Annotated in this window: 17 protein-coding genes; 12 read left to right on the plus strand and 5 right to left on the minus strand. The window is 42.5% G+C overall.

The window, feature by feature from the left end:
- The first annotated feature begins 29 nt into the window (after positions 1-29).
- Complete coding sequence (locus KKOR_RS01775) at positions 30-848, plus strand: alpha/beta hydrolase (protein WP_012800296.1); 819 nt, start codon at positions 30-32, stop codon at positions 846-848.
- A 50-nt stretch (positions 849-898) separates the two neighbouring features.
- Here the strand turns inward: KKOR_RS01775 and KKOR_RS01780 are convergent, their stop codons facing one another.
- Complete coding sequence (locus KKOR_RS01780; protein WP_012800297.1) at positions 899-1,432, minus strand: DUF2059 domain-containing protein; 534 nt, start codon at positions 1,430-1,432, stop codon at positions 899-901.
- 109 nt (positions 1,433-1,541) lie between these two features.
- Here KKOR_RS01780 and ribA point away from each other — a divergent pair, with 109 nt between their 5' ends.
- The 5 genes from ribA (at position 1,542) to KKOR_RS01805 (ending at position 5,196) form a co-directional block, all read left to right on the plus strand.
- Positions 1,542-2,123 carry a GTP cyclohydrolase II gene (gene ribA / locus KKOR_RS01785; RefSeq protein WP_012800298.1) on the plus strand — a complete coding sequence of 194 codons (582 nt, stop codon included), beginning with the start codon at positions 1,542-1,544 and terminating at the stop codon, positions 2,121-2,123.
- A 57-nt stretch (positions 2,124-2,180) separates the two neighbouring features.
- Positions 2,181-3,449 carry an aminopeptidase PepB gene (gene pepB / locus KKOR_RS01790; RefSeq protein WP_012800299.1) on the plus strand — a complete coding sequence of 423 codons (1,269 nt, stop codon included), beginning with the start codon at positions 2,181-2,183 and terminating at the stop codon, positions 3,447-3,449.
- A gap of 83 nt (positions 3,450-3,532) precedes the next feature.
- Entirely contained in the window at positions 3,533-4,063 is a 531-nt protein-coding gene (locus KKOR_RS01795) for a GNAT family N-acetyltransferase (protein WP_012800300.1), read from the plus strand.
- 54 nt (positions 4,064-4,117) lie between these two features.
- Positions 4,118-4,933 (plus strand): SAM-dependent methyltransferase, encoded by an 816-nt coding sequence (locus KKOR_RS01800; RefSeq protein ID WP_012800301.1) that lies wholly within the window; start codon positions 4,118-4,120, stop codon positions 4,931-4,933.
- 59 nt (positions 4,934-4,992) lie between these two features.
- A complete protein-coding gene (locus KKOR_RS01805) occupies positions 4,993-5,196 on the plus strand; it encodes a hypothetical protein (protein ID WP_012800302.1) in 204 nt (67 codons plus the stop codon).
- 26 nt (positions 5,197-5,222) lie between these two features.
- Here KKOR_RS01805 and KKOR_RS13760 read toward each other — a convergent pair whose 3' ends face one another.
- Positions 5,223-5,549, minus strand: coding sequence for a GNAT family N-acetyltransferase (locus KKOR_RS13760; protein WP_083777352.1), 327 nt, complete (start codon positions 5,547-5,549; stop codon positions 5,223-5,225).
- A gap of 446 nt (positions 5,550-5,995) precedes the next feature.
- On the opposite strand from KKOR_RS13760, the gene KKOR_RS01815 reads away from it, so the two are divergent.
- The 4 genes from KKOR_RS01815 to KKOR_RS01830 are packed head-to-tail and all read left to right on the plus strand — an operon-like array spanning position 5,996 to position 9,324.
- The gene (locus KKOR_RS01815; RefSeq protein ID WP_012800303.1) at positions 5,996-6,520 is read left to right on the plus strand and encodes a GNAT family N-acetyltransferase; all 525 of its coding nucleotides are present in this window, start codon (positions 5,996-5,998) and stop codon (positions 6,518-6,520) included.
- 3 nt (positions 6,521-6,523) lie between these two features.
- Entirely contained in the window at positions 6,524-7,267 is a 744-nt protein-coding gene (locus KKOR_RS01820) for an SAM-dependent methyltransferase (protein ID WP_012800304.1), read from the plus strand.
- A 34-nt stretch (positions 7,268-7,301) separates the two neighbouring features.
- The gene (locus tag KKOR_RS01825) at positions 7,302-7,550 is read left to right on the plus strand and encodes a hypothetical protein (RefSeq protein WP_012800305.1); all 249 of its coding nucleotides are present in this window, start codon (positions 7,302-7,304) and stop codon (positions 7,548-7,550) included.
- The gene (locus KKOR_RS01830) at positions 7,516-9,324 is read left to right on the plus strand and encodes a GGDEF domain-containing protein (protein ID WP_012800306.1); all 1,809 of its coding nucleotides are present in this window, start codon (positions 7,516-7,518) and stop codon (positions 9,322-9,324) included. The genes KKOR_RS01825 and KKOR_RS01830 overlap by 35 nt, the downstream gene beginning before the upstream one ends.
- Before the next feature lie 27 nt (positions 9,325-9,351).
- Here the strand turns inward: KKOR_RS01830 and thpR are convergent, their stop codons facing one another.
- On the minus strand, positions 9,352-9,903 hold the full coding sequence (thpR, locus tag KKOR_RS01835) for an RNA 2',3'-cyclic phosphodiesterase (protein WP_012800307.1): 552 nt from the start codon (positions 9,901-9,903) through the stop codon (positions 9,352-9,354).
- A 90-nt stretch (positions 9,904-9,993) separates the two neighbouring features.
- Here thpR and mrcB point away from each other — a divergent pair, with 90 nt between their 5' ends.
- Together mrcB and KKOR_RS01845 are read left to right on the plus strand one after the other, a co-directional pair.
- Complete coding sequence (mrcB, locus tag KKOR_RS01840; RefSeq protein WP_012800308.1) at positions 9,994-12,315, plus strand: penicillin-binding protein 1B; 2,322 nt, start codon at positions 9,994-9,996, stop codon at positions 12,313-12,315.
- A 53-nt stretch (positions 12,316-12,368) separates the two neighbouring features.
- A complete protein-coding gene (locus KKOR_RS01845; RefSeq protein ID WP_012800309.1) occupies positions 12,369-12,797 on the plus strand; it encodes an HIT domain-containing protein in 429 nt (142 codons plus the stop codon).
- 68 nt (positions 12,798-12,865) lie between these two features.
- Here KKOR_RS01845 and KKOR_RS01850 read toward each other — a convergent pair whose 3' ends face one another.
- On the minus strand, positions 12,866-13,912 hold the full coding sequence (locus tag KKOR_RS01850; RefSeq protein ID WP_012800310.1) for a M28 family peptidase: 1,047 nt from the start codon (positions 13,910-13,912) through the stop codon (positions 12,866-12,868).
- The gene (locus KKOR_RS01855; RefSeq protein WP_012800311.1) at positions 13,909-15,288 is read right to left on the minus strand and encodes an FAD-dependent oxidoreductase; all 1,380 of its coding nucleotides are present in this window, start codon (positions 15,286-15,288) and stop codon (positions 13,909-13,911) included. Before KKOR_RS01855 ends, KKOR_RS01850 begins: the two co-directional genes overlap by 4 nt.
- Position 15,289: the final 1 nt, after the last annotated feature.

The raw sequence follows: 15,289 nt of genomic DNA on the forward strand, positions 1-15,289 counted from the left end.
AGACGCAATAAAAAGCTTATTGGAGTTCTATGACAACCTTACTTTGGCTCATTGCCACCCCGCTTTTGGCTTATCTTTTGTATCTCGTCTCCTTCTATTTCATCCAGCATCGGATGCTGTTTCCAGTACACGAATTACCACCTTCTGATCCTACTCTAATCGAGGATGCGGGTGGTGAAATCTATCGCATAACATTCTCTCAAGGAGAGTTTGAAGTGGCTTATTTGCCACCAACACAGAAATTTAAACAACCATTTCCGGTACTAATGATTGCTCATGGTAATGGCAATATTATTGATGATTGGGCGCCACGAGTGGATTACATGCGGGAACATGGCTATGCAGTTGTGTTGGTGGAGTATCCTGGCTATGGCCGCTGTGATGGTAAACCCAGCTTTGACAGTATTTCTGAAAGCATGAATCTGGGCTATGAATGGGTAGAGAGTCAGGAGCAGCTGGATAAGGAACGTATCGTGTTGCTGGGCCGATCGATGGGCGGCGGCGCAGTATTAACCTTGGTACCGAAACACAAGCCGATGGCGATTGTTTTAATGTCCACCTACGCCAGCATTGTTGATTTGGCTTATAAACGCTTGCTTCCAGCATTTCTGGTGCAGCATCCCTTTGACAATGTAAAAGCGCTATCGGAATACAAGGGAATGGTTTATTTGATTCATGGTAAAGCTGATAAAACCGTCCCAATTGATGCCTTGAATAAACTCTTAACTGTCAAGGATGACGCGACTCATAAAGTGTATGAAACAGCGCATGCAGATACGCCCAGCGACTGGGATGAATTCTGGAAGGAGCTGGAAAAGTTTCTCAAGCCAGTGGTTTTTAAGGATTGATAAAGTAATAAAAAAGCCGGACTAGCCGGCTTTCCTTTATCAGACACGTTTTAAAGTGAATCTGCGCAATCTAATCCCAGTTGCATACCCATCTGCATACCTGCAGCTTCAGCATCAGCTACCAGTTGATCGTTACCCAGGCTGAGAATATCGTTTTCATATTGGGTATATACTCGCATATCTTCAGCCGTCATATTGGGCATTGGCAAGTCTTCGCCAGTCTGGATGCGGACAATAATACCGAATTTTTTGCCTGTCTCTGTTTGAAAGAACTCAGCAAGATTAGCTGTAGTGTTTTGATCAAGATTTGTCCGGTAGACAGGAATGAACATCTCATACAGCATATCATCAGTAAGGTTCTGATTAACGCAGTTAGCAAATTCATCGGAGATATCGCCAGATGTATCTTGTGCGAAGGAGTTCATCATTGCTCGACGAGTGATATTAGGCGTATCAATCGCATCCAGAATGTCGATAATAGCTTGTGTATGAGCATCATTAGATTGACCTTGGTCATTCGCTAATGAAGCGCTTGAGCCTAAAATAACAAAGAAAAATAAAGCCAGAGATTGAGTGAGTTTCATTATATGTCCTCGGATTATAGTAGCCATCGAATATTATCATGCTGTTTCTGCTTTGAACATGGTGTAAAATGATGCATTCATTCAATTAAATACCCCGGAATACGGTTTAATGACGCATAAAGATAGTCTAAGCGCACGCTTACCCACGCCTTGGGGCGATTTCATGATTCACGCGCTTGAGGCTGATGATGGGAAAGAGCATGTGGCTTTAACGTTTGGTGACTGGAACAGTAAACAGCCAGTGCTAGCACGCATTCACTCAGAGTGTTTAACTGGTGATGCCTTATTTAGCTTACGCTGCGATTGTGGCTTTCAGCTGAAAGCTGCGATGCAAAAGATAGCAGAAGAGGGCGCGGGCGTTTTACTCTACTTGCGTCAAGAAGGTCGCGGGATTGGCCTAACCAATAAAATTCGTGCCTATTCACTGCAAGATCAGGGAATGGACACGGTGCAGGCCAATGAGCATTTAGGCTTCGGTGCGGATGAGCGTGACTTTAAAGTCGCTTCAGATGCGTTAGATCAGTTGGGGATTCAAAAAATTCGCTTGATGACCAATAACCCGCGTAAAGTCAGTTCGATGATCGATGCGGGAATTGATGTGGTCGAGCGTGTATCACTTAAGTATGGTCATAATCCACACAATGAAGTTTACTTGTCGACGAAACAATCGAAACTGGGGCATTTGTTCTAAAGTTGTTTACTGACATAGGTAAACACAATATAGACTCGCAATTTGATAAGGATTGGTATGACATTAAAAGTTTTGTTATCGAAGGATAGCGCGCCTGCGCATTGGGGCGAAGGTGCATTATTAAGCTATAAAGAAGACGCGGTTACTATTCACGCAGAAGGCGCTGATTTGGTGCAAATGGCGGCCAGAAAGTTGGTTAGCCAGGGCTTATCATTTTTCGCCTTGCAAGGTGACTGGGAATTAGAACAGCAATGGGCATTTTTCCAGGGTTCTTATGAGCCGAAAATTGATGTGCAGATCGATTTTGCTGACTTGTCTGATGATGACAATAAAGAATTGGAAGCGCGTATTCAAACCAGTCGCTGGATGCGCTCCATCGTTAATGAAACTCCTGAAGTATTAGCGCCGCAAGTGTTAGCACAGGAAGCCGCAGACTTTATCCAAAGTTTGGCACCGGACAATGTCCGTTACCAGATTGTCTCTGGCCAAGATCTTGAAAAGCAGGGTCACGTCGGTACATGGGAAGTGGGCCGTGGCAGTACCCGTCCTCCCGCAATTCTCAAACTTGAATTTGATCCTAAAAATGATAGCTCCGCACCAGTCGCAGCACTGGTGGGCAAAGGAATTACCTTCGACAGCGGCGGCTACAGTATCAAGCAAAGCGCTGGGATGGTGCACATGAAAGCTGATATGGGTGGTGCTGCCACTGTTACAGCCGGCTTGGCATTAGCCATCTTACGGGGCTTGGATAAGCCGGTTCATCTGTATTTATGCTGTGCAGAAAACCTGATTAGTGGCCATGCTTACAAGCTGGGCGACATCATTACCTACCCGAATGGTATATCAGTTGAGATTCATAACACCGATGCCGAAGGTCGTCTGGTCCTGGCTGATGGCTTGTTGCTAGCAGGTCAAACGGGAGCGCCATTGATTATTGATGCAGCAACGCTTACCGGAGCGGCAGTAACCGCAGTCGGCGAAGACTATAATGCTGTTTTTGCACTAGATGACGATGAGCGTAACGACTATCTTAATGTTGCTCAAAGCGAAAATGAACGCCACTGGCCATTACCGCTGGAACCATTCCATGCCGCCAAATGCCCATCCAACTTTGCCGACACAGCCAACAGCCGTGCCGTAAAAGGTGGCGGTCCCGGTGGCGCAAGCAATGCAGCCGGCTTCCTGTCACGCTTCGTACCGAATGACGGCAAAGGCTGGATTCACGTCGATCTCGCCGGAGCCTACAACGACAGTCCAACCGCTTACTTCGCAGCGGGTGGAACAGGACATGGCTTTAGAACCATAGCCGCCAAGTTGTTGAAGTGATAATAACAGTGTTTGTTTGAAGGGAGCCCATGGCTCCCTTTTTTGTGCTAGGCTTTATTTAAAAAATCAAAGTAAATATCTGTATGTTTGAGTCATTAGACAAGTTTGAGAGCAGTGGTTTTAAGTTTCGGTTCCTTGATAAAAAAGATAAATCATTTTTTGTAAGCCTTTATACTTGCCCTGAGGTTATGAGGTACATATGTCAGCCTTTTTCAAAAATAGAGGCGGAGTTACTATTTGAAAATAAAATTAGTGAGCAGGTTAAATATGAAAGAAATAGATATGTCTGGCTTGTTGGGGATAGTGTTGAGCCGCTTGGACTTGTAGGTTTGACCAAAGTAGATAGCTTATGGGATATAGGAGCAATCTTATCTTTGACCTGTTTAGGAAAAGGCAATGGGACCAGAGTTATGTCGGCTTTATTAGCAAAAGTTTTTGAGCAGTATTCCCTCCAAAGAGTCGTAGGAACAATTCCAACGGTGAATATACCTTGTCAAAAATCTGTGCAAAAGTTAGGTTTTGAATTCTCTGGTAAGATAAAAGGGGGAGATAATCAAATTTGGTATTTAGAAAGGGATAATTTCAAAAAAGGGGAGAGTCGCAAATTTAAGTAATAAGAACTATAGAGTTCTATTGTCCGAATTTTGTTTTATTTATGGGAGAAGATAATGAGTGAGGAAATCAAGAAAGGCTCTTTAGTTTGCGTGGGAACAGGTATTCAATTGGCGGGGCAAATTACGCTTATCGGGAAAAGTTATATTGAAGAAGCAGACACTGTATTTGGTGTTTTGCCAGATCCAGTTGCAGAGAGCTGGATAAGTGAGTTGAACTCTAATTTTGTAAGTTTACAGAACTTATATTCAGAAGAGAGGTCAAGAAAAGAAACTTATAAGGATATGGTTTCGACCATCGTCAGGGAAGTAAAGTCAGGTAAAAAAGTTGTTGGTGCTTTTTATGGGCATCCCGGAGTGTTTGCTTGGGCCCCTCATGAAGCTATCAGACAGTTACGAGCACTTGGTTATGATGCCTTTATGGAGCCTGGTATATCAGCAGAAGACTGTCTATTTGCTGATTTAGGGATAGATCCTGGGGCGAGCGGTTGTCAGGGTTATGAGACCACTCAATTTCTCTTCTATAAACATACCTTAGACTTATATTCATATGTAATTTTGTGGCAGATAGGTCTTGCGGGGGAGTGGACATTGCAATCCTTTAGTACCTCAAGAAGCAATCTTGAAAAAACAGTGTCTTATTTGAGTAGGTGGTATCCATTGTCACATGAAGTGATTATATACGAGGCGCCATTTTTACCGACTCACGAAGCAAGAATTGAGCGGTTCCCATTAAGTAGTTTGCCAGATAAAGAATTAAATATGAGTAGCACAATGGTTATACCGCCTCTGCATAAGTTAGAGCTGGATGAAGAGGGTTTAAAACACTTCGGGCTAACGGTGGAGAGTTACAAAAATACTACAGTGAGTTAGTTGACAACTTGCCACTTCAATATACTATTAGTGATTGGTAATAAAACAAAGAGGGTAATATGGATACTAAAATTGTAAAAATGTTAACTGATTTAGCGACTAACTCTGAGCTAAAAAGGGTATATAAAGATAATCCAGAAGCAGTACTTGAGCTTTATGGTGTTACTGGTCAACAAGAAATTCAAAACTGCTCTAAGCTATTACTATTAGAGCCAACAAATGGTCAAGATCATAAGCTTTTACTGCTTACACCTGATGCCTAATAGAATTTACCTCTGAGCTGTCAATATTACTCAGAGGTAAATTGTTTCCTGTAGTCTGTTTCTACCAATGTATATAGAGGTGTATCTATATACTTTCCATCTAGAATCCAATTATCTCTTAAGACTGCTTCCTTCTGATATTCTGCATTCAACAGCATATTTATAGACTTAGTATTTGCGGGTACTGGTGGACCTAGGAGCTTGTGGTAGCCTAAAGTGCTAAAACAAAAACTACTTAAAGCAATAAGTATTTCTGTTCCGAAACCCATAGACTGGTACTTTCTTAGTAACATAACCCCGATATGTCCTTGCTTAGTATAAGTATCCGAAGTTTTTACACCGCAAAGACTAATTCTTTGCCCTTTTTTCTATCATGGATTACAAAGTTAAGTAGCTTTACTGACTGAAATGACCATCCTAAAAGACTTGCTTGGTATAGTTTTGTGGCCTCCTCAAAAGAAAGTGGAGCCGCGACATACCTCATAAGCTCTGCGTTAGTGTATATTTGTGTGAATAAACCCTCATCCTCAGGAGACGTTGGCTTTTAGGCAAAATGCTCACTTTCGAATTGTAGTTCCATCAAGTGGGTGATTAATCTATTAAATAAGATAGGTTGCAAACTTTATGGCACTAACATAAAAATGTAAATAGTTATGCTGTAGCAATTATTACTTAAGTAAGGCATACGGTTTTTTCTACGATAGTGGCTAAATTAAACCTAATAAAGTGGTGGTTATTCAATCTGTTGATGGGTATTATCAGGAATGTTTGGGGGAAATAAGAACTACTCAAGTAGCTTATGGTTATTGGCGAGAACAGTATTACATCATTTGAAAGCAATCAGTTCTGTATGAGGTTAATCACTGAATCTGATCAGTCTTTTTATATATCACTATTCACTGATTCTGAGACCATGCATCATATTGGTGATCCGCTCAATCAAAGCGAGGCTGTAAAACGATTTAAAAAGGAACTAACAAGTTCAAATCAGAATCCATCAAAAAACATGCTGTGGATTATCACAACCGAAGCAGAAGATAAAAAAATGGGTCTCATAGGGATTAGCCAGCGAAGCATTTTTAATGGTAACTGGGAGCTTGGGGTTATTTTAGCAAAACAGGCTGTCGATAAAGGAATTGCCAAAGAAGCTATTAAGAGCCTGACCAGAAAGCTTCTAGGCAAGCTGAAAATAGACGAATTATATGGTCGTATAAAGCATAAAAATTATGTCAGTATCAGCATGGTCAAAAGTCTTGGATTTGAGAATTATAAGAATGATGAAGACTATGGTTACTGGGTGTACAAAAAAAAGAATTGGGGATAAGTTTTGAACAAGAAAGGTCGGCTGGTCTGTGTTGGTACTGGAATAAAGCTCATGGTGCACATGACCCCCATATCAAAACAGCAAATCGAGCAGGCTGATATCGTATTCATAGCCGTCGCAAGTAGCTTGATGGGAAGCTGGATAAAGGAACTAAACTCGAATATTCATGATTTGGGTCAGTATTATGGGGAAGGCAAGTCAAGACTGGATACCTATAAAGAAATGATCGCTGCCATAATGAAGGAAGTGAGATCCGGAAAGAATGTATGCGCAGCATTCTATGGGCATCCAGGTGTTTTTGCTTTGGCTCCGCACAAAGTGATAGAAATAGCAAAAAAAGAAGGCTATCAAGCCCATATGGAAGCTGGAATCTCTGCAGAAGACTGCTTATATGCTGATTTAGCTATTGACCCAGGGAGGTTCGGCTGTCAGCATTACGAAACGACCCAGTTTATGGTACATAACAAAAATATTGAGCCGAGTGCATATTTGGTGCTTTGGCAAATAGGAATCGCTGGGGATCAAGAGTTAACTCAATTTTCGACAACAGAAACAAAGTTGGGGGCGCTCCGGGATAAATTATTTGGCATATACCCTGAAGATCATGAAGTGATTCTTTATGAGTCGTCAACGGTATTATTAAAAGAATCAAGAATAGAAAAAATAAAACTACAAGAATTAGCAAATGTTGAGACCAGCTTGGAAACAACGCTTGTAATACCACCGTTAAGGAATAAAAAATTGTAACTAATGGTCTTATCAACACTTAAAGGAGATTACTATGAGCCACAATTTACAACTTCTTGAAACTATTGCTAACCTTACTTCAGAGCAGTCATTGTCAGTTTCTGAATTAAAAGCGCTAGGTTTTGAGGAAGAGCTTGCGAAAGCGATAAAAGAAAAAAATATCGCTAAATTAGAAAGTTTATTAGGGGCTAATACCAATGTTTCAGTAATCTTGGCTCCTGCAGAAGATGATGAGGATGCCGCAGAAGATGATTCCAGGGAAGAAGAAATCAAGATCGCATAGTTTCTCCCGATCGATTTATAAGCTTTCTATAATATTAATTGGTTTTCTCGGTGGCTTGTTGCAAGCCACCGAGATTACTTATATTGAAGAGCTTAAAATAGCCAATCATCTTAGAACAACAGATCCCCAACAGTTCTTACAGCAAGTCAGTTATATTTCAGAGTTAGAGCTAGCCGACAAAGAAAATAAAGCATTAAGAGATTATTTGCTAGGATATGCGGAAGCCTTGAAAGGGAACTCAGAAAAGTCAATCAAACATTACCAAAAAGTCGTAAGCAGTAAAGCAAACAAACCTCTCATTTTACGAACAAAGTTAGCTTTAGCAAACTTGCTTGTTCTCAATAAAGACTACGTCAAGTCACTTGAGTTAGTGCGTGAAGGCCTAAGTGAGGCTAATACCGTTGATGACTCAGTTCGCCACTACATTTATCAGGTTGCTGCAATTGTCTACAACGAAGTGGGACAGTTTGAATTAGCTGAGCAAGTCTTGAGCTATCTTCCTGAAAATAGCGAACAAGTCATGAATGTTAAGGAAGGCTGTCTACTTGCGGCTGTCCAAGCTCAGACCTGGTATGAACTAGCAAAGATTTCGACAAAAAAAGAAGAATATATTGAGAGTGCCTATGCCAGGTGTAAAGAAAAAGAGCCTGTGTTTGCTCTTTCTGCTAAGTTTTATTTGATTGCTGATAAAATACAAAAGGAAAAATATTCTTCTGCAAAACAGAGTATTGATAAAGAAATTAAAACAGTTGAAGACTTAGGTTACAGTTATTTAACACTGGGTTATTATACGTTATATGCATTGACCTTAAATGGAGTTGAGGAGAAAGAAAGTGCTACTGAATATGCAAGCAAGGCAATTATATTAGGTGAAAAAAATAACAGAGAAACAATTACAACCTGGTTATTAGAAGCTTATTATTTAAACGCTCAACTGTTCAAAGAGCGAGGTGATTTGGAGAAAGCGCTTGAGCTATTAGAAGAATACCTGGTGAAAGTGAATCGCTATAATAACGATCAATCTTCAAAGCAATTGGCATACCAATTAGTCGAACATGAAACAGAGAGTAAGCAACAAAAGATAGAGCAACTAAATCAGCAAAATGAGCTACTCAAGCTTGAGCAGGAACTGGCAAAGAAAGATGCTACTAACAACCGTCTAATTTTAGCACTAGTAATAGTTTTATTGACCACTCTGACCTTCTGGACATATCGAATCAAGCGCCATCAAATTCGCCTCCGAAAACAGTCGCAAACCGACCAGTTAACCGGTCTAAGTTCTCGTCATCACTTCTACGAAACTGCAAAAGCAATTTTACATCGCAGTGAGCAAGAAAAGCAGGATGTGGGTTTCATATTGTTCGATATGGATTATTTTAAATCGGTCAATGATAAGTACGGCCACTTAGTCGGTGATTGGGTGCTACAGAAAACGGCGGAAGTGGTTAAAGCTAGCTGTCGGCAGAATGATTTAGCCGGTCGTTTGGGTGGTGAGGAGTTTGCGATATTTCTACCAGCATGCAACCTTGAAAAAGCTAAACAGTTGGCTGAGATATGTCGTAGAGCAGTATCGCAAATCGATACCTCAGAAACCGGATATCGTTTTGATGTGTCATCCAGTTTTGGTGTTACCAGTACTGAGCTTTCCGGCTTTGACTTAATGGATCTCATTGCAGATACCGATAAGGCTATGTACAGCGCTAAGAAAAATGGTCGCAATCAGATCGTGGTGGTTGATGGTCTGGTTAAAGAGTTTGAGAAATTAATTTCTTAACTCGCCTAATTTAAGTATGCCCCATACTTAATCTTTAATCCCAAAGAATTGTTCTTTTATGGTCGGCTCATAGGTTGGCCATTCTTCAATGACTTCATAGTAAACACCTTTCTGATTAAACTGCGATTCCATTAAGCAGAAATGATCAACTTTAAGCTGAAAATCAACGCTATGACTGATATCCGACTGCACGGTAGCATCGCGATATAGCGTAATATGAGGCCGGAAAGGTTTATTGGGTAGCTTGATATGAATACCGGCTTGTTTCAGATTTTTGCGAATGTGCTGATGCAGCTCTATCAATTGTTCATTTGGAGCGACTTCAAGACAGCCCACCTCGGCCTTTGGGTAATAAGCAAACTGTTTTAATTTAATTTCAAAGGGCTTAATCACGGGAACTTCGATGGCGTCAAGAATATCACCCAGCTGGTTATCCGGAAGTTCGCCCAAGAATAGCAATGTGATATGAAAGTTATGAGGGCTGACGGGGCGTCCAGCAAAGGGGCACTGCCTTTGTAATAGCTCAAGTTGGTTCTTGTGAGCCTGGGGCAGATCAATGGCGAAAAATAGGCGAGTCATATTTTGTCAGATTTTGTTAGAGATGGCATAACATTTGTACCCTTGAATTTGCTACTATCATAGTCATGAGATTGAAAACGATAAAGTGAAATGGCTAAAAAACCTGTTAAGAAAAGCGCAAAACCTTCTAAAAAGAAGCAATCAAACAAGGCTAATCAGTCCTTCTGGCGTAGAACCCCTTGGAAAAAGGTCTTCTGGAGAGGTGGTTTGATCTTTACCGCTTTATTTATTGCCTTTGTTATTTATTGCGACATGGTGATTAAGCGTGAGTTTGACGATAACCGTTGGCAGTTACCGGCTAAAGTCTATGCGCAACCGCTGGAGCTTATGAATGGTAAGGCATTGACACCAACCCGACTTGAGCAGGAGTTAGAGCTCCTGGGCTATCGCAAAACAATAAAAACCACCCGAGCCGGTGATTATGAGCAATATGGCGATTATTACTATATTCATGTTCGCCCCTTCGTGTTTTGGGATGAGTCACAAGCTAGTCGCCAAATTGCTTTTAGCTTGCGTAATGGGCGAGTCAGTCAATTGAAGGACCATGTTTTGGGGGAGCCATTGCAAATGGCACGGCTGGATCCATTGTTGATTGGCCAAATTTATCCGAATCGATTGGAAGACCGCATTTTGGTTAAACTAGAGCAGGTTCCAGAGCATCTCATCAAGGCATTAATTATTACCGAGGATCGTGACTTCTATGAGCACAGTGGTGTTTCGCCGAAGGCGATTGCGCGTGCATTGTGGCACAACATCACTTCAGATGGTGGCACTCAAGGCGGTAGTACTCTTACCCAGCAGTTGGTCAAAAACTACTTTCTAACCAACGAGCGAAGTTTATGGCGTAAATTTCGTGAAGCGGTGATGTCAGTGTTGCTTGAGGTTCATTATGAAAAAGAAGAAATTCTCGAAGCCTATTTAAATGAAGTCTATTTTGGTCAGGATGGCCCGCGAGCTATTCATGGCGTAGGTCTTGCCAGTAAGTTTTTCTTTGATAAGGAAGTTGAGAATCTAACTCCAGCTCAATCATCATTGTTAGTCGCTATTCTAAAAGGCCCGTCGGTTTATGACCCAAGGCGTCATCCAGAGAATGCCATGAAACGCCGGAACCTGGTGTTAGAGCTGATGCACCAAGCTAATGTACTAAGCGAACAAGAGCTCAAGCAAGAAAAGCAGACTACATTGTCGCTGGTCAGAAAGCCCAGCATCCATCTGTCTAATGTACCAGCCTTTATGGATCTGGTTCGCCACCAACTACAAGATGCCTACTCTGATCAAGAGTTAAACTCTGAAGGCCTAAATGTTTTCACTACTCTGGATCCGGTGATTCAAATGTATAGTGAGCGTACGGTTGAAAAGTCGATCGCTGATATTGAGAAGCAAAGACAACAGGAAGAGGGTACTTTGCAGGCTGCGGCAATTATTAGCGACAGCCAAAGTGGCCACATTTTGGCGGTTATCGGTGATCGCAAAGCTGGCTTTGCTGGTTATAACCGAGCGATCGATGCAAGACGTCAGATTGGTTCAGTTATCAAACCTTTTGTCATGCTTGCTGCCCTGGAGCAGAATCAGGAGTACACCTTATCTTCAAATATTAGTGACTTCCCACTATCACTAAAACAGCGTGATGGTAGCACCTGGCAACCGCAAAACTTTGATCGCAACTTCCATGGGATGGTACCGCTCTATCGTGCCTTGAGCGAGTCCTATAATGTGGCGATGGCGCGTCTGGGCCAGGAAGTAGGAATGCAACGCCTGGCGGACTTTATTGAGCGTGCCGGGGTTGAGAAAGAAGTACGTCCTCTCGATGCCTTGCCGTTGGGAGTGCTTGAACTAACGCCACTAGAGTTATTACAGCTCTATCAGTCAATTGCCAGTAATGGGTTACGCATTAAGCCGTCATCTATTATCGCGGTAACTGATAAAAATGGCGGACTACTGGAGCGCTATCCTGTGGACTCTGAAAGGGTTGCTAGTGAAATGAATGTGTATTTGGTTAAAGCTGCGATGCAACTTGCTGTTGAGCAGGGCACAGCGAAATACTTACATCGAGCGAATCCATTCACTTCATTTGCGGGGAAAACGGGAACCACCAACGACCTTAAGGATTCATGGTTTGTCGGTTTGTCCGGTGAGCATCTGGCGGTGGTCTGGGTCGGGCGAGATGATAATCAGGATGCAAATATTACCGGTTCGACTGCTGCTTTACCTGTATTCTCGGAGATATTCTCTGGCATCAATACAAGCCCGATAGATATGGGCTACCATGACAATATTGAGTGGAAGCTGGTGGATTACCGTAGCGGCTTACTGGCAACTGATGAGTGCCAGAATTCTGTGAGCGTACCTTATCTTCGAGGTACCGCACCGAAAGCGACTGCTGACTGTCAGCCCGCTTTTTCGCAACAGTAAAGCTAACAAGAAGCCGTCAGCATTAGTACTAAATCATTCTAATAGGGAGTTTTATGAGTTTTGTTTTGAGTGAAACTTTGGCCAAAGATACAGTAGAGTTGGGAAATTTTAATCTGTGCAAGTTGTTGTGGATGAACGACAAGCAATATCCATGGGCCATTTTAGTTCCGCGGGTAAATGATATTCAGGAGTTGTATCAATTATCAGTGGCCGAACAAATTAATGCCATGGAAGAATCTAATTTTCTACTGCAAACCATGGCCAAAGTTTTTAAGGCCGATAAGATGAATGTAGCGGCACTAGGAAACATGGTGCCGCAACTCCACATCCATCACATTGCACGCTACAAAGATGACCCTGCCTGGCCCGGCCCAGTATGGGGTGTGAATAAATCAATTCACTATGGTGAGAATGAGATGATTAAAGAAGTCAGTCCATTGTTAGCCAAACTGAAAGATAATTTTGGCTTTAAAGAGGTTTAGGTCATAACGCCCACGAAAATGATAATGGTAGGGGCTGCTCTGGGGCAGCCCTTGACCTACACGGCTATCTAAGGACGTGAAAACTTAAAGTGTGGGTTCTCTTTCCAAACAACCTTGGTGTCTACTGGCAAGTTAGCAATAGCCTCAGCAATCACTTCTGAAAGAGCCACTAAATTTGGAACATCAATTAACTCAGCTTCGTCATGAACCTGATGATAATGATCCTGACCGCGCCAAACGGAAATCGCGTGCATTGGAATTCCAGTAACATCAGCTTGCTGCCCATGTTTAAAAACCTGCTCCGCTTTTTGCTGAGTGAGATCCATCAAAGCAAAAGGTGCATTGTCTGAACGCATGAATAAACCCATCTGCGCAAATGGGTCAGCATCCAATGACCAACCGGCCTTTTCAAAATCATCCTGTAATAGATCAAACAGATTTGAATACTGATTACCTGTCATCCAGGCGTTATTGGGATAGCCATCAACAGGAACTCCAACTAGTTCAAACATAATCCCTGTTTCAATGTCTGATAAAGGAACCAATGGGCTGTCAGCGAAATGCTTCGATCCTAACAGGCCCATTTCTTCGGCATCCCATGCAGCAATAATAATATTAAATGGCAAACTTTCTTTTTGAGCCAACAGTTCGGCAATCACCAAGCTGGCAACCACACCACTGGCGTCATCATCGGCCCCATTAAAGGTGATATCACCTTCCAGCGCCGGATTCTGACCAACATGGTCATAATGAGCGCCAATCATGATGTACTTATCGTTGTCACACTGGCAGTCGAGGTAACCTATGTAATTAACGGCTTGGATAGATTTGCCTTTACGTTCAAAAGAAAACTCCTGACGATAAGTGTCTGCTGCTGGTAAAGGTTTCAGACCAATGGCGGTAAACCGTTGTTCAAGCCAGGCATGAACCTTGTCCATTTCTGGTGTGCCTGTTTTACGACCTTGAAGTTCATCGCTGGCAAGAAAATTGATCCACTGCTGGGCACGCTCAACTCGAGCTTGTTCTGCAGATTGTGGAACATTGTTAGCGTTGACTGTCTCGGATATTGTTAGGCTTAATAGCAGAGCAAGGCTGGAGACTAAAACTGATTTCATTGTAGGTAATCCTTCGGTATTACGGTTAACTGGTCTTCAACCAATTGAGTAGCAAGTTGCCAGTCTACCTGATCCAGGCTGTCTATATCTTTAGCAAGTTGTTGCAAAATGTTTGCCTGAATTACCCCACGACTTTGTGCCTGGGCATAAGGAATATGATGGAACATAACCATGGAGTAGCGTGGAATAAACTGCTCTGGGAAGCGTTTCTCTAATTCGAAGGCAATTGACTTCTTAAGATGGAACTTAGGGTCACGCACCGAATCACGCATTTCAATGTAATTATCCAGCGCCATATCAGCAATTGCATTGGCGTTTTCACGACGAGCCTCATTGAAGGCTGGGAAGACTTTTTCCCAGTTGTCGTCAAACTGATTCAACAAGGTATTCAACTCAGCACAATCTTCGAAGCCGCAGTTCATACCCTGGCCATGGAAGGGCACGATGGCATGTGCCGCATCGCCAAAAATCATCGCGTTACCATGGAACCATTTTTCGCTCCGCACCGTACCCAAAACACCTGTCGGGTTATCGAAAAATAAATCCGTCAGATTTGGCATTAAGTTATAGGCATCTTTGAAATAGGTCTGAAAAAAGGTTTCGACTTTTTCAGGCGTATTCAGATTGGCAAAACTCGCTTCGCCATTGTCGGTGGGCATAAATAGAGTGACGGTAAAGGAACCATCAAGGTTCGGCAGCGCAATCACCATATAACCACCTCGTGGCCAGATATGCAGAGCTTCTTTTTCAATCTGGAAATGACCAGCCTGATCAGCCGGAATGGTTAACTCTTTGTAGTTATGCTCCAGCAATTCGGAACTGAAACTCCCCACTTTAGCAGCTTCCATAAATTGACGTACAGGAGAGCCAGCGCCATCGGTCGCCAGCAAAATATCATAGCTTAAGGTTTGTTGTTTGCCAGTCATGGCATCCTCAACCGTAAAATTTTGTTTGTCGAAATCGACGTCGACCAATGGGTGCTTGAAGTGGAAAGTGACATTGCCAGTGGCTTCGGCTTCATCGCGTAATAAACTGACTAAGCCTGCGCGTGACACTGAATAAATCACTTCTTCAGGACGTTGGCCATAAGCCTGGAATTGTAGTTCGCCTGCTTCATCATGCAGCATTCGACCTTTCATGGGGATCAGCAATTTTTCTACTTGATCCATGATGCCAACCTGTTGCAATGGGCGAATACCACGATTAGCCAGTGCTAAATTGATTGAGCGGCCGGCCGGAATATCTTCCAGACGAATATCCGGAAGCTTTTCATAAACGTCGACTTTATAGCCACGCAATCCTAAATAGATGCTGGCCAGTGAGCCAACTAGGCCTGCGCCAATTAGAGTAATGTGTTTATCTTGAGTAACTGTCATA

The organism is Kangiella koreensis DSM 16069 (genome assembly GCF_000024085.1).
GTDB classification, from domain to species: Bacteria; Pseudomonadota; Gammaproteobacteria; order Enterobacterales; family Kangiellaceae; genus Kangiella; species Kangiella koreensis.

Bases quoted from the DNA above. Each gene is read 5' to 3' on its own strand.
- KKOR_RS01775 (WP_012800296.1), top strand. From the start codon at position 30: ATGACAACCTTACTTTGGCTCATTGCCACCCCGCTTTTGGCTTATCTT.
- KKOR_RS01780 (WP_012800297.1), bottom strand. From the start codon at position 1,432: ATGAAACTCACTCAATCTCTGGCTTTATTTTTCTTTGTTATTTTAGGC.
- ribA (WP_012800298.1), top strand. From the start codon at position 1,542: ATGACGCATAAAGATAGTCTAAGCGCACGCTTACCCACGCCTTGGGGC.
- pepB (WP_012800299.1), top strand. From the start codon at position 2,181: ATGACATTAAAAGTTTTGTTATCGAAGGATAGCGCGCCTGCGCATTGG.
- KKOR_RS01795 (WP_012800300.1), top strand. From the start codon at position 3,533: ATGTTTGAGTCATTAGACAAGTTTGAGAGCAGTGGTTTTAAGTTTCGG.
- KKOR_RS01800 (WP_012800301.1), top strand. From the start codon at position 4,118: ATGAGTGAGGAAATCAAGAAAGGCTCTTTAGTTTGCGTGGGAACAGGT.
- KKOR_RS01805 (WP_012800302.1), top strand. From the start codon at position 4,993: ATGGATACTAAAATTGTAAAAATGTTAACTGATTTAGCGACTAACTCT.
- KKOR_RS01815 (WP_012800303.1), top strand. From the start codon at position 5,996: ATGGTTATTGGCGAGAACAGTATTACATCATTTGAAAGCAATCAGTTC.
- KKOR_RS01825 (WP_012800305.1), top strand. From the start codon at position 7,302: ATGAGCCACAATTTACAACTTCTTGAAACTATTGCTAACCTTACTTCA.
- KKOR_RS01830 (WP_012800306.1), top strand. From the start codon at position 7,516: ATGATTCCAGGGAAGAAGAAATCAAGATCGCATAGTTTCTCCCGATCG.
- thpR (WP_012800307.1), bottom strand. From the start codon at position 9,903: ATGACTCGCCTATTTTTCGCCATTGATCTGCCCCAGGCTCACAAGAAC.
- mrcB (WP_012800308.1), top strand. From the start codon at position 9,994: ATGGCTAAAAAACCTGTTAAGAAAAGCGCAAAACCTTCTAAAAAGAAG.
- KKOR_RS01845 (WP_012800309.1), top strand. From the start codon at position 12,369: ATGAGTTTTGTTTTGAGTGAAACTTTGGCCAAAGATACAGTAGAGTTG.
- KKOR_RS01850 (WP_012800310.1), bottom strand. From the start codon at position 13,912: ATGAAATCAGTTTTAGTCTCCAGCCTTGCTCTGCTATTAAGCCTAACA.
- KKOR_RS01855 (WP_012800311.1), bottom strand. From the start codon at position 15,288: ATGACAGTTACTCAAGATAAACACATTACTCTAATTGGCGCAGGCCTA.